The organism is Gilliamella sp. A7 (assembly GCF_002142015.1).
Lineage (GTDB): Bacteria > Pseudomonadota > Gammaproteobacteria > Enterobacterales > Orbaceae > Gilliamella > Gilliamella apis_A.
Genome location: NZ_NASN01000001.1, coordinates 136170 through 149878, shown reverse-complemented (window position 1 = coordinate 149878; position 13709 = coordinate 136170). Strand labels below are relative to the sequence as shown.

Here is a 13709-nt window from a genome sequence, read left to right as displayed (position 1 = left end):
CTTTATATTCTGCATTTTATTCGCTGTGTATTATGCAATAATTCTGGCTGTAATGCGAATAGAAAGCAGGCAAAGTCACTAAAAACATAACAAATGATAGATCAATAGTGTCATATAAAAAGATAATTAATAGTGAAATTGTTTCTGATATCAACTACCTAGGCATAATCTTTGCTATACCTAGGTAAAAGTTAGTGACTTTTGCATGCGACTTAGAAATGTTTATTTTATATTATTCCCCAATAAAATATAGCAACATGATTAATTCACCATTGCTTATTGTTGAATGAATGATATTCAATACTTCATCGTTGTGGTAATAAACGAGGTTATCCACCAATCGGTGAAAAACTGTCATTACTAGTAACAGCTCTAATTGGTGATTATATTTTTTAGATAATGGTTATTTTGATTTACTTTATTTAGGTTTATTTTGTAAAAATTATTGAGGAGTGTATACCGTCTTATTGATATTTGAATATCCGTAGGCTGGTAATAAGGCAATAATAAGTCGCTGAAAAATAATTTTAGACATCAGGATTTGGAAATACTAGACTAAATGAACTCAATAATACAACATTAATGTGAAATTAAAATCAGTAATAATATCTATCCCCCCCTTTCCTTAAGATTTTTAGGAAAAGGGGGATTAGAGGTAAGTTAAAAAGTAACTAAGTTGTGGTTTTAGGAATTTTACCTGTCCACCAAATTGGTTTTTCATCAGGTTGTAAATTATCGAAAACAGATAAAGGGATCATTTTATAGCTTACACAATAAGGAATGGTAGTAATTGCTACCATTACAGGTTCGTAGTTATAATCAGGACGCGATTTGAACGCTTCATAACTTACTATAGCACATTCAATACACTCATAAAATGCTTCAAAATATTTACTAAAAATTTCAAATAAAGTTGATTTAGCTCTATCTAAATCACTTTTAACTTGACCTGATAATATTTTACTCCAATCAAATGCTTCTCTATCCAACTGTTTAAACTCTTTTTCTACCAATTTCATTAATGCTACGGCGTCATCTAACTCTTCTAATCTTAAATAACGGCGATATAAGCGGTCAGTAATTAATGACCAATTTTTGTCAGGATATTTAGGTAGAACATAATATGAAATACAGTCAAAAAATAGCCGCATATCACTATCTGTACCTAATTCATAAACTAAACCACCACCTCTGAAACCAATTTTTATTAACATAATTTACTTACCTCCTATTTTGTTTTAAATTCAATTTGTTCAGGCTTAATTATTCCATTTGATTTATTTTTTATACCCTGTTTTATTTTAAATTCCTGTAAGGCAGTCATTTTCTGACCGCGAATATCTATTACAACTAATTGTTGTACTCCTGATGGTAGATGTTTTTTTCTCTCAATGGCTTGTTTGGAAACATTATCAATCAAACCATTAATATTATTTTGTATATCATAATTTTTTACTTCTATTGAACAAGTAGTACCATTACAAAAATCTGGCCTTACACTCCCGTCTGTTCCCCATTTTACCTTTTGACCATTCAGATAGCTTTCCTGAGCATTAAAATCAGGAGTTAACGTTTTACCGGCATCTTTATGAATAGTGCGTTCGAGCTCTTTAACCTGTTCGCCTAACTCTTTTAAGCTAGTAACAATGTTTAATCTGGTCTGTTCATCCTCTTTATTAAAGATAGGTTTGAGCTTACTATGGGCATTTTCGGTATCATGACTGAGTTCATTAATATATTGTGTTTGTTTATCTTGGTCACGAATGATTAACTCACCGTCACTGATTGCCGCATGGGTAATATTCGAGGCTTCATCGTTGTGGTCATAAATGGTTGGTTGACCACTGGTCGGTGAAAAAACATAACTACCAACAACCATTCTAATTGGTTAATTATTTTTTAGATAATGGTTATTTTGAGTTGCTTTATTTAGGTTTATTTTGTAAAAATAATTGAGAAGTCTATACCATGATAGTTATTAGGACATCGATATAACCTGATTTTTTGCATTAATAGTGTCTATTTTTCAATTTATCGTCGCTCGGCTGGCAAAGTAAGTATAAAACCTTTATACTATGCGACAATTTTTAGTAATACTTGCTGTGTTGCTAAATCAACCCGTTCTTTAACATCATCAATTGGAAGAAAATTATGCATCCGATGCTGAATATTGCTATTCGTGCTGCTCGTAAAGCAGGTAATGTGGCCATTAAGGCTTATGAAAATCCAAGTTCAATCGAAATTGACACTAAAGGTGCCAACGATTTTGCTACTAACGCCGATCGTGCTGCTGAAGCTTTAATTATTGAAACAATCAAAAAAGCGTATCCTGATCATACGATTATTGCCGAAGAAAGCGGACTGGCTAAAGGTAATGATGCTGACACGCAATGGATTATCGATCCAATTGATGGTACCACCAATTTTATTAAGAATATTCCTCATTTTGCGGTTTCTATCGCAGCTCGTGTTAAAGGTAAAACTGAAGTTGCTGTCGTTTATAATCCGATGAGTAATGAACTCTTCACGGCTGCTCGCGGTAAAGGTGCGCAGTTAAATGGTTACCGTATTCGAGTAAGTAATGCGAAAGATTTAGAGGGTAGTGTGCTTGCAACAGCTTTTCCTTTTAAAGCTAAACAACACAGTAATTGTTATTTCGCGGTATTGCAAAAGCTATTTACTAAGTGTGGTGATTTTCGTCGTACAGGTTCAGCCGCGTTAGATTTAGCTTATGTCGCATCAGGGCGTTTAGATGGCTTTTTTGAAATCGGCTTAAAACCATGGGATATTGCTGCTGGTGAATTGATTTTACGTGAAGCTGGTGGCGTGGTTACTGATTTTGCTGGCGGTAATAACTATATGGTCTCTGGTAATATTGTGGCTGGAAATCCAAGAATCGTTAAAGATCTGCTTGTTTCTACTCAAAATGATTGGCCAGAAAATTTACGTAATTAATTTTACTTTCTTTATCTAAATGCAGGGCTGTCTTATCCCTGCATTTTGTCTTTATGTCGTTTATCAAAAATATAAATTTGCTATTGGTTATTGTGGATCAGTTATTGCTGTCATGGAACAATTAACTTGTAAGCCTTGATTGTTTAAATAGTCACTACCCCAAATATACATCGATTCGAGCACTGGTTTGATACTTTTGCCAAAGTTGGTTAAAGAATATTCTACTTTAGGTGGTACGACGGGATAAACGTGTCGATTAATTAGGCCATTTGCTTCAAGTTCACGTAGCTGTTGGGTTAGTATTTTAGGTGTAGCGGTTGGAATTTCTTTCTGTAATTGTGAAAATCTTAAGGTGGTTTCGGTCATCAGTTTCCATAAAATGAGCGATTTATATTTACCACCAATCATATTAATTGTAGCATCAACTGGACAACAGGTGATAGGTTGATGTTCTTTTCCACAACAAGTGGTATTAATCGGATTATTTTTCACATTATTATCTCAATAGTATCTTTTTAGGTAGTATATATCAAAAAAGTGCATTCTTGTTAAAAGGATAATTAATATTACAATAGCTATATAAATCACATCAAAAACCAAGGGAAACATAAAATGAAAACCGTCGAATATAGTTTTTTTGTGGAAGAGATGAGCTGCGCATCATGCGTTAGTCGTGTTGAAAAAGCATTAAAAAAGATTGATGGCGTGATTAATGTTAGTGTTAACCTTGCGACAGAAAAGGCAACAGTTGAAGCCAATGCCAATGTTAAATTAGACACTTTAATGGCTGCGGTAGATAAAGCCGGTTACCATGCGGTGAAGATTACCGAGCCGGAAATTCACGCCAAAGATATAAATATGCAAGCGTCACTCTGGCCGATTATTATCTCGGTTATCTTAGCGATTCCTTTTGTGTTGCCGATGTTACTTGAGCCATTTGGCATTCATTGGATGATGCCAGCTTGGTTGCAATTAGTGATTGCCTCGGTTGTGCAATTTGGGCTTGGTGCTAAATTTTATCGTAGTGGTTTTAATGCTGCAAAGGCGTTGTCCGGTAATATGGATCTGTTAGTGGCTATTGGTACCAGTGCTGCTTATGGATTGTCACTTTATCAGCTTATTATTGGTAATAATGATCATCTCTATTTCGAATCATCGGTGGTTATTATTACGTTAATTTTGATTGGTAAATGGTTAGAGTCAAGAGCCAAACATCAAACGACCCAAGCGATTGAAGCACTTTCTGCACTTCGCCCTGAAGTCGCGTTAGTTCGACAAGGCGATCAAGAAGTAAGTTTGCCGATAAGTCAGGTTAAGGTCGATGATGTGGTTGTGATCAAACCCGGAGAGCGAGTTCCAGTAGATGGTGTGGTTATTGACGGCGCATCGAGTTGTGATGAATCGATGTTGACGGGGGAAAGTTTCCCGGTTAGTAAAACCCTCAATAGTTTGGTAACCGGTGGCACTATTAATGGTGAAGGATTATTGATAGTAAAAACAACAGCGGTACAAGCTGATTCGACTTTGTCTAAGATTATCGCTATGGTCGAATCTGCTCAAGCTAAAAAAGCGCCCATTCAACGTATTGTTGATCGAATAAGTGCTATTTTTGTTCCCGTGATTTTATTGATTGCGCTGATTACACTGCTTGCTTGGGGCGTTATTTCTCATGATTGGCAGCAAGCTTTACTACATGCGGTCGCCGTGTTAGTGATTGCTTGCCCATGTGCATTAGGATTGGCGACACCAACCGCCATAATGGTTGGTACGGGTGTTGCTGCTCGCCATGGTATTTTGATTAAAGATGCCGAGGCGCTTGAAACCTTACATAACATTAATACGGTAGCATTTGATAAAACTGGCACATTAACCATTGGTAAACCAGAATTAGTTGAACTGGATGTAATGGGCACAGAAACTGCCGATCAAATTCTCGCACTAGCAGCATCAATGCAAGCCGGAAGTGAGCATCCACTCGCTAAAGCAATTTTAGCTAAGGCTAAATCGTATAACTATGCTCAGAATATTACTTCGGTTGCTGGTTCAGGTGTAATGGCAACGATTGATAATCATCAGTTTTATTTAGGCAGTTTACGTTGGATGAAATCGTTAAATGCTTATTTTGTGGATATGCAGGATAAAATTAATGAACTTACCCAAAAAGGCTATACAATCTCATTTTTATCTAAACAGCAATCAGAAAATGGTGTTGTGATATTAGCTTTATTTGGTTTTGCTGATGTAATTAAACCAGAAGCAAAAAATGCCATTAATGCATTACATAAATTAAACGTAAATATAGTTATGTTAACTGGTGATAATCAACAAGCCGCTAATTATGTAGGGCAACAATTAAGTTTAGATAAAGTTATTGCTGAAGTTTTACCGCAAGATAAAGCCAATTATATTTATCAATTACAAAAAGAAGACCAAAATATTAAAAGTAGTAATAGCAATCATAAAGTGGCAATGGTTGGTGATGGTATTAATGATGCACCTGCGTTAGCAGCTGCTGATATTGGTATTGCTATGGGAACAGGGACTGATGTCGCGATGCATGCAGCAAGTATTACGTTGATGCGTGGCAATCTATTTTTAATTGCCGATGCTATTGATATCTCTCGCCGAACCTATAATAAAATTAAGCAAAATTTATTTTGGGCTTTTTTCTATAATTTAATTGGCATTCCTCTTGCTGCCTTCGGCTTCTTAAATCCAATGATAGCCGGCGCTGCTATGGCACTTAGCAGTGTAAGTGTAGTGACTAATGCTTTATTGTTAAAACGTTGGCAAGCACGTTCTGGGTCAAAATAATTTATTTTGAACAAATACTTTATGGTAATAAATTAATTTTAGATCAAGTAATTAATGCAAATATTGTCCCAAATTAATCGATTTTGGATCCTTTTTATCGCTCGGATCTAATAAGGGTAATATCTATAGTAGATTAGTGGTGAATATAATATAAATCAGAATGAAACTAATTGAAAAAACGATTAATTGGATAAGTATAAATATTTCACTATGCAAAGATTCAAATATTTGATTGAAAAAGCACCATTTTATAGGGTGTTTTTTCAATCGGAATTTTCAGATAAATTAAAGCCAAAAACCGGCAAAATTTTCCTATCGGAATAGCATCATGCTAAACAATGATAAATAGCATCTCTAATTTTTATTGGATAGCGTCCCAACATTCCTTCAATTGCGGTATTAGTCAAAATGACTACAGCTAATTCTTGTTGAGGATCATAAAACCAATTATGACCATACACACCGCCCCATTGAATAGTTCCTTTACTCTGTGGTGTTTGCGCTAAGATCGGGTCATCAAGCACCGCACCACCATAACCGAATCCCCATCCTGGTCCTTTTGTACAATATTCACTACTTATATAACACTTCGCCATTTTATCCATTAGTTTATTGCTACTTAAATCATTATTTATTGAAGTTAGTGATAACAGAAATTGCATAAAATCAGGTGCAGTACCAACCATACCAGCCCCACCTGAATGGTAGGCTTTAGGATTAAATATACGTTTAGGATCATAAGAAACAATCCCGTTATTCCATGATTCATCTAATTGCATAAAATAAGGGCTTGGCATAGGTAATGGTTCCGGTAAAGCATTATAATAGTGAGTAACTAATTGATTATTATCTGGTATGGTAAAGCCTGTATTTGCCATATTCAAAGGAATTGTTATTGTAGTTTTTATTATTTCTTCTAATGGTTGTTGAGTGACGGCAGTTAATACTCCACCTAGGACATCTAATGCCAATGAATAACACCAATTTGTTCCAGGTGCAAAAAGAAGAGGAGCTTTTGATAACCGATGAAGATTTTCATCTAAATCAGTTGCTATTTGATCAAAACCGTCTGAAATCTGTAATGTATTATAAATGCCTTCACCATGAGGTTCGCAAAAACGATATTTTAGTCCCGCACTATGGGTTAATAAGTGATGCAAAGTAATAACTGGTTGCTGGCCATTTTCTAGTGTTGGAGTGAAATAAGGTAGATAATCAGTAACAGGCGAATCCAATTTTAGTAGCCCTTTTTCTGCTAAACATAATGCGGCTGCACTAACTATCGGTTTGGTGACTGATGAAAGCAAAAATTGTGAGTCAACTTGCATGGTTGATTTTTGTTCTTTATCAGCATGGCCGGATGCTTGTTGATAGATTATTTGTCCCTCTTTAGCAACCATAACAACAGATCCAACTATATGTTTTTTATCTATCGCATATTGATTCACTTTATTGATTGCTTGTCCAACATTTGCAGAAAAACGATTAACTTTCATTTTTATCTTAACTCTTGATTGATTATTATTTCTCCTAATAGTATATGTTTTTTATAAGGTAATAAATATGCTAAATGAATTTATTTTGACGACGTTTAGTTGGCTTGCTATTAATGGGTATATTGATGTAACTTAAAATTATTTTTCTATTACCAGTTTGATTTAATTTGTTAGTATAAAGTGTATTCTGTTTAGCCATGAAGAACCACAGCCCTGTTATGTATAAGGTTGCTTAATTATATAATCTAATTCAGGTTAGTATGATTAGATTGAATTTGGTTTAGTGTCAATTAGACTCAAGCACATTTTTATTCTTATAATTTATTTTAGATTAAACCCAACTTGTGATCCTTTACCTTGTTCAGTAACAAATACCCCGACGGCAGTAATCAACTGTTCATTATAGTAAATTAATGGAATACGAGTGCGCTGCCAAGGTGGAATATGGTGTTCTTGCCACAGTTTTTTTATTGATCGTGCTCCTTGGCGCTGTACAATTTGAAATTTACCTTGCGCATGAAAACGCACCGAAACCGTTTCATCTTTTTGTGGTAAACGGCAGGTTAGATCAGTTTGATAATTAGGCTGTAAATGGCCTAAATTATCAGGCAAAGTGAGTGACGTAGCTAAATCCCACGGCAGGATTTGCTGTTCAATATCTTGATATAAAGGTAATAAATAGAGTTGGTTTTGATAGCGGCGAATCTGTCGATTATGCAAAATAAATTGCGGATTGGCATCTTCTTTCGCTTGAATAACGGTTTGCCAAATTAACGACAGTTGCTTTTGACTTGGCATGCCGATATGTTGCTCTCTAAACCACATTCGCAATATTGCATTACGTTTGTATTCAGAATAATCCCGTAAAGGTTGAATATTGAGTTGTTTAGCATTACCAATAATTTGCTGAAATTCAGCCAATAACAGCTCATGGATTAAAGCTTCTTGCTGTTGACATAATTCAGCACTACGAGCCACCATTTGTGAAAAATGTGGCCAACGTTGATTAAGTATTGGCAGTACCTTTAAGCGTAAAAAATTACGATCATAATGGTCGTCTTGATTACTTTCATCTTCAATCCAACTTAATAGATGTTGATTGGCATATTGTTCAATTTCTTGGCGAGAGATCGTTAATAATGGTCTAAGATGTTGGCCATTTTCCAGAGGCATAGCGGATAAGCCTGTTGGGCCACTACCACGTTTTAAGGCTAGGAAGAAAGTTTCACATTGATCGTCAAGATGTTGTGCCGTACATAACATCTCATCACTTTTTAAATGTTGATAAATGGCTTGATAACGAGCTTCTCTGGCCTGTTCTTCAATATTGCCAGCACTACGATTAAGTTTTACTTTTTCAATAATCAATGGCACTTGCCACGTTTGGCATTGTCTCAGGCAATGTTCAGCCCAATTATCGGCATTTTTACTTAAACCGTGATGAATATAAATAGCTCTTAGTTGTAAATTTTGTAGCCGTTGCTTTAAGGTGACTAATGCGTGCATTAATACGGTTGAATCGACACCACCACTAAAGGCAACCAATAACGATTGCCGACCGTTTAGATGTTGTAAAATAGTTTGCTCAACAATATTGTCTATTTGGGTTTGGCTTTGATGGCTCATCTGCTATCCATTTATACTAAGCTTTGTAACGCATTAACCTTATTTTTGTGTAGATTGATTCGATCTAGGCCAGCAGCCAGATCGGCGATTAAATCATCGGGATCTTCAAGGCCAATATGTAATCGAATTAATGTACCTGTGAAATCCACACCTGAGACTGGGCGTATTTTCGCAAGATCTTCAGGTTGATTGGCTAAAATCAATGATTCGAATCCACCCCATGAATACGCCATCGAGAAGTGAGTCATATTATCTAAAAAATCAGATAATTGCACTTCGCTCAAATGATCTTTAAGTACAAACGAAAATAGACCACTAGCGCCACTAAAATCACGTTTAAAAAATTCATGCCCTTTACAGCTTGCTAATGCAGGATGGTTAACCGTGGCAACTTTGGGGTGATTTGCTAACCAGTTCGCCACTTTTAGCCCACTTTCGTGATGTTGTTTTAACCTGACCGCTAAGGTTCTTAATCCTCGTGCTGCCATATAAGCGGTATCAGCATCACACATTTGTCCCATTAAATAAGAGCGTTCACGTAATTGATCCCAACATCGTTGATTAGCAACCGCAGTACCTAACATAGCATCAGAGTGACCAATTAAATATTTAGTACCGGCTTGAATAGAGATATCAACATCATGCTCTAATGCTTTAAATAAAACACCTGCAGCCCAAGTGTTATCCATCATAATGACAATTTCCGGATTAACACTGCGAATAGCTTTAACTATCGCTGGCACATCATGCAGTTCCATAGTGATTGAGCTTGGTGATTCAAGAAATACTACTTTGGTATTGGGTTTAATATGATTAGTAATATAGTGACCAATCAAGGGTGAAAAATAATCGGTTTCCACACCAAAATCTTTTAATATATGTTCGCAAAATTCTTGCGTTGGCTCGTAACTGGCTTCTGAAACCAAAATATGATCACCTGATTTGACAAAAGCTAAGATAGCATTCGCAATGGCTGCTGCACCACAAGGATAAAGATAGCAACCTGCGCCACCTTCAATTTCGACCATGGCATCTTGTAAGGCAAAATGGGTTAAGGTACCGCGTCGACCGTAAAATAATCCGCCTTTGGCTCGATTTTCCATCGCGTCTTTTTTCGCTTTTAATGAATCAAAAACAAGCGATGATGCTCTCTGAATAACGGAGTTAACAGCACCTTGGGTATAACGTTTTTTTCGACCAGCATGAACTAATTTTGTTTGTAATGACATGATGCATCCTTAGTGAACCGATAAATTTCGATAACAGTTAGCATAGCATGCTGTTAAAATAGTAAAAAATAATTTTTGTTTAAATTGGCTTACATAAAATGTTAATTGCTCAACTTGCTCATTTAGATACGGCAGAAGTGAACTATTCATTATTATCACCACAAATCATTAATGATGCTGAGTCATTAAGTGGTTCACGAAAAAAACAGTTTTTAGTTTGTCGTTCAATTTTAGCTAGTTTACTTAAACAGTATTGTCATATTGATAGTTTGCCACCCATCATTATTGGTGATAATAGCCGTCCTTGCTTTTTACAACATAACCTGCCTGATTTTAATATCAGTCATAGTAAAGATTGGGTGGCAGTTGCCATATCCTTAAATGGTAGAGTTGGGATTGATATTGAAGTTGCTAGGCAGCGTAAAAATTATCTGAATGTCGCCAAAAATTATTTTGCTAATGAAGAATATCAATGGATATTAAAACAATCGGATGCATTAGCGGCATTTTGGCAACTTTGGACATTAAAAGAATCTGCACTTAAATTATATGCGAAAGGTGTTTGGCAAATAAAATCAGTAAAAATAGATATTGAAAAACAGTTGATTAGTGCGCCATTTGGACAGGATTTTTATTATCAATATCAGCAAGTAGAATCAGTTCATCTTGCCGTAAATCATAATAAACCTATTACAGATTTTATTTTGCAATCTTAATAGGATGATCATCTGCTACACCGTGATGGTCGTAGCAGATTAATATTATTAATTTATTCTGCGCTGGAAGCAAGTAAACCAGACTCACTTAATGTTTTATTAAAATCTTTATCCATAAAGAATAAATCTCGTTTGTTTTCACCAACTAATTCCAGTTTATCAACAATGCTTTTAAAAAGTTTTTCTTCTTCATGTTGTTCAGCAACGTACCATTGTAAAAAGTGAAATGTTGAGAAATCTTTTTGGGTTAAAGCATAGTCAACAAGCTCATTTATCTCTTTGGTAATTTTAAGTTCATGTTGATATGCCGCTTTAAACACATCAAGCAGTGATTTATATTCTGATTCTGGTGCTTCAATTTTGCCAATAAGCGCTAATGCACCGCAATCTAACACATAATCAAATAAGCGTTCCATATGCTGGCGTTCTTCGCTAGCATGATCTCTTAAAAATTTTCCAAACGAAGGAAAATTTTGATCATCACACCATGCGCTCATTTGTAGGTAAAGGTTAGAAGAATAGAATTCTAGATTTAATTGGTCATTGAGTTTTTTGACCATTTGGTTGGTTAACATTTCATTTTCCTCACATTGCTTTTTTAGTATTTCACTTTTTATTGAGATAAAGTGATTATTGATAAGTGTATGATAGCTATTCATACACTTATATTAGTTAAATTAGATAAATATCTTGAAGGATCTTTCTATTGTTATCATCTAATTGATATTCTTGGTGTAACCAATTATCTATTGTGTTATAGCGTTTTTTAATCTCATCGATAGCAGCGGTTAAAAACTCTTGCTTAGCTGAAAAAATGATTTTTTGTTTTTCAAACTCTTCAGCTGATAATTTACTTTTATTTTGGCTAAGTACTGCTTGACGATAATCATTTAAATATTGTTCGGTAAGCAAATAATCTTGCATAATAACGTCTTCGCTGACACCTAATGCAAATAGGGTTAAGGTGACACCGACACCAGTTCTATCTTTACCTACTGCACAGTGTTGTACTAATGGTTTGCCATTCGCATTAAGTAATATTGATATTAATTTTTTATAAGCTAGATTATTAAATGGTAATAGCTGATAGAGTTTAATCATAAAATCCAAAGGCGAATATTTTTTAAGTACGAATATATCATCACTAACTAAGCTTGCCTTAATTTCATCACTTAATGGATTTGCTGGGATATTAAAATATTGGCTATTGTTCCAAAGATTATCGGGATTACGATCGATTTCAAGTTGATCACGATAATCTAATACATAATGTAAATTAAGCTCATCAGATAAGAACTTTTTTTCCTCATCACTAAGGCGAGAGAATTCACCCGAACGATACAACATTCCTGAACGAATTTGGCGACCATCACTGGTTTTAATGCCACCTAAGTCTCGAAAATTAATTCCATTTTGGATTGGTACAACTGATGTCATTATTGGTCCTTATTTCTGCTTAACTTTGCTTGCTATATTAACATGTTTCTGATTAGAATTGATTCATCGTTTTTGCATTATTATTGCTTGAGGAATCTATTATGTCGACTTTATCTATCTTATTATCGGAAAAACCTGCTCCATCTAAATGGGGTAAAGATGCTTTACTTAGTTTTTCTGATGATGCCATTACCATTCATTATCAACCTGACCATCGACATGGTGCTATTCAGCGAGCTGCTCGAAAACTAGATAATCAAGGTATTAAGTCAGTTAAACTTAGTGGTGATAATTGGGATTTAGAATCTTGTTGGCATTTTTGGCTCGGTTATCGTAATGCTAAGAATAATAATAAAGTAAGTTGGGCCAAACTTGATAGTCAAGATAAGCAAGAACTAAAACATCGTCTCGCAATTATTGATTGGTGTCGAGATATTGTTAATCAACAAGCTGAAACATTAAGCCCGTTAGAACTGGCAACGCAAAGTGCAAACTTAATTAGTAATTATTCCTCAGATATTACCTATAACATTACTTCAGGTGAAGCATTAAAAGAACAGGATTATATGGGCATTTACACGGTTGGCAAAGGATCAGAACGACCGGCAGCGTTGCTTGAGCTTGATTATAATCCGACTAACAACCCCAAAGCGCCAATTGTTGCTTGTTTAGTCGGTAAAGGTATCACTTTTGATTCTGGTGGTTATAGTTTAAAACCAAGCAGTTTTATGGAATCAATGCGATCGGATATGGGGGGCGCTGCATTAGTAACCGGAGCTATGGCACTTGCTATTGCCCGAGGAGCAAAACATCGTATTAAACTTTATCTATGTTGCGCTGATAACTTGGTGAGTGGTAAGGCATTTAAACTGGGTGATATTATCCGATATCGTAATGGTAAAACAGTTGAAGTGGATAATACCGATGCGGAAGGACGATTAGTTTTAGCTGACGGGTTAATTAGTGCTGACAGTGATAAGCCTCACTATATTATTGATTGCGCAACCCTTACTGGAGCAGCAAAAATTGCAGTAGGTAACGATTATCAATCTTTACTCTCATTTGATGACAAATTTGCTAATCAATTATTGGCAAGTAGCCAAGCGGAACATGAAGCTTTTTGGCGGTTACCATTAGCTGATTTTCATCGTAGCCAATTTCCATCATCGTTTGCGGATATGGCCAATTCTGGATTACCCAATACCGCTGGTGCCAGCACTGCCGCGGCATTTTTATCTCATTTTATTAAAAATTATAAACAAAATTGGCTACACATTGACTGTTCAGCGACATTCCGTAAAAGCGCAACCGCTTTATGGGCAACTGGTGCAACAGGTATCGGGGTAAGAACGCTAGCTAATTTGTTAACCGTATTAAAATGATTTGGAATAACTTTATGATTAATTGAATAGAATTTTAAAAATGTTTATCAATAT

At 35.3% G+C, this 13709-nt stretch carries 12 protein-coding genes; 4 read left to right on the top strand and 8 right to left on the bottom strand.

Going from position 1 to position 13709, the window contains the following annotated elements:
• Positions 1–671: 671 nt before the first annotated feature.
• Both B6D18_RS00720 and B6D18_RS00715 read right to left on the bottom strand, forming a co-directional pair.
• Entirely contained in the window at positions 672–1214 is a 543-nt protein-coding gene (locus tag B6D18_RS00720) for a hypothetical protein (protein ID WP_086362689.1), read from the bottom strand.
• A 14-nt stretch (positions 1215–1228) separates the two neighbouring features.
• Entirely contained in the window at positions 1229–1879 is a 651-nt protein-coding gene (locus B6D18_RS00715; protein WP_086362688.1) for a hypothetical protein, read from the bottom strand.
• Positions 1880–2151: 272 nt separating this feature from the next.
• On the opposite strand from B6D18_RS00715, the gene suhB reads away from it, so the two are divergent.
• Positions 2152–2955 carry an inositol-1-monophosphatase gene (gene suhB / locus B6D18_RS00710; RefSeq protein WP_065577905.1) on the top strand — a complete coding sequence of 268 codons (804 nt, stop codon included), beginning with the start codon at positions 2152–2154 and terminating at the stop codon, positions 2953–2955.
• Between the two features lie 87 nt (positions 2956–3042).
• Here the strand turns inward: suhB and B6D18_RS00705 are convergent, their stop codons facing one another.
• On the bottom strand, positions 3043–3363 hold the full coding sequence (locus tag B6D18_RS00705; protein WP_086362712.1) for a helix-turn-helix domain-containing protein: 321 nt from the start codon (positions 3361–3363) through the stop codon (positions 3043–3045).
• A 204-nt stretch (positions 3364–3567) separates the two neighbouring features.
• Here B6D18_RS00705 and B6D18_RS00700 point away from each other — a divergent pair, with 204 nt between their 5' ends.
• Positions 3568–5769, top strand: coding sequence for a cation-translocating P-type ATPase (locus tag B6D18_RS00700; protein ID WP_086362687.1), 2202 nt, complete (start codon positions 3568–3570; stop codon positions 5767–5769).
• Positions 5770–6095: 326 nt separating this feature from the next.
• Here B6D18_RS00700 and B6D18_RS00695 read toward each other — a convergent pair whose 3' ends face one another.
• The 3 genes from B6D18_RS00695 to metC form a co-directional block, all read right to left on the bottom strand.
• Complete coding sequence (locus tag B6D18_RS00695) at positions 6096–7265, bottom strand: serine hydrolase (RefSeq protein ID WP_065577903.1); 1170 nt, start codon at positions 7263–7265, stop codon at positions 6096–6098.
• A 321-nt stretch (positions 7266–7586) separates the two neighbouring features.
• Positions 7587–8891 (bottom strand): tRNA lysidine(34) synthetase TilS, encoded by a 1305-nt coding sequence (gene tilS / locus B6D18_RS00690; protein ID WP_086362686.1) that lies wholly within the window; start codon positions 8889–8891, stop codon positions 7587–7589.
• Positions 8892–8902: 11 nt separating this feature from the next.
• Positions 8903–10120, bottom strand: a complete 1218-nt coding sequence (gene metC / locus B6D18_RS00685; protein WP_086362685.1) for a cystathionine beta-lyase — start codon at positions 10118–10120, stop codon at positions 8903–8905.
• Positions 10121–10218: 98 nt separating this feature from the next.
• Between metC and B6D18_RS00680 the strand changes: the two genes are divergently transcribed.
• A complete protein-coding gene (locus B6D18_RS00680; protein ID WP_086362684.1) occupies positions 10219–10836 on the top strand; it encodes a 4'-phosphopantetheinyl transferase superfamily protein in 618 nt (205 codons plus the stop codon).
• Between the two features lie 53 nt (positions 10837–10889).
• Here B6D18_RS00680 and ftnA read toward each other — a convergent pair whose 3' ends face one another.
• The gene (ftnA, locus tag B6D18_RS00675; RefSeq protein WP_086362683.1) at positions 10890–11411 is read right to left on the bottom strand and encodes a non-heme ferritin; all 522 of its coding nucleotides are present in this window, start codon (positions 11409–11411) and stop codon (positions 10890–10892) included.
• A 97-nt stretch (positions 11412–11508) separates the two neighbouring features.
• Entirely contained in the window at positions 11509–12273 is a 765-nt protein-coding gene (locus B6D18_RS00670; protein WP_086362682.1) for a tyrosine-protein phosphatase, read from the bottom strand.
• A 101-nt stretch (positions 12274–12374) separates the two neighbouring features.
• Between B6D18_RS00670 and pepB the strand changes: the two genes are divergently transcribed.
• Positions 12375–13655 carry an aminopeptidase PepB gene (gene pepB, locus B6D18_RS00665; protein ID WP_086362681.1) on the top strand — a complete coding sequence of 427 codons (1281 nt, stop codon included), beginning with the start codon at positions 12375–12377 and terminating at the stop codon, positions 13653–13655.
• The last annotated feature ends 54 nt before the right edge of the window (positions 13656–13709 follow it).

Coding starts and splice junctions, on each gene's coding strand:
- metC (WP_086362685.1), bottom strand. CDS start 10,120: ATGTCATTACAAACAAAATTAGTTCATGCTGGTCGAAAAAAACGTTAT.
- suhB (WP_065577905.1), top strand. CDS start 2,152: ATGCATCCGATGCTGAATATTGCTATTCGTGCTGCTCGTAAAGCAGGT.
- pepB (WP_086362681.1), top strand. CDS start 12,375: ATGTCGACTTTATCTATCTTATTATCGGAAAAACCTGCTCCATCTAAA.
- B6D18_RS00700 (WP_086362687.1), top strand. CDS start 3,568: ATGAAAACCGTCGAATATAGTTTTTTTGTGGAAGAGATGAGCTGCGCA.
- B6D18_RS00695 (WP_065577903.1), bottom strand. CDS start 7,265: ATGAAAGTTAATCGTTTTTCTGCAAATGTTGGACAAGCAATCAATAAA.
- B6D18_RS00705 (WP_086362712.1), bottom strand. CDS start 3,363: ATGATTGGTGGTAAATATAAATCGCTCATTTTATGGAAACTGATGACC.
- ftnA (WP_086362683.1), bottom strand. CDS start 11,411: ATGTTAACCAACCAAATGGTCAAAAAACTCAATGACCAATTAAATCTA.
- B6D18_RS00715 (WP_086362688.1), bottom strand. CDS start 1,879: ATGGTTGTTGGTAGTTATGTTTTTTCACCGACCAGTGGTCAACCAACC.
- B6D18_RS00680 (WP_086362684.1), top strand. CDS start 10,219: ATGTTAATTGCTCAACTTGCTCATTTAGATACGGCAGAAGTGAACTAT.
- B6D18_RS00720 (WP_086362689.1), bottom strand. CDS start 1,214: ATGTTAATAAAAATTGGTTTCAGAGGTGGTGGTTTAGTTTATGAATTA.
- tilS (WP_086362686.1), bottom strand. CDS start 8,891: ATGAGCCATCAAAGCCAAACCCAAATAGACAATATTGTTGAGCAAACT.
- B6D18_RS00670 (WP_086362682.1), bottom strand. CDS start 12,273: ATGACATCAGTTGTACCAATCCAAAATGGAATTAATTTTCGAGACTTA.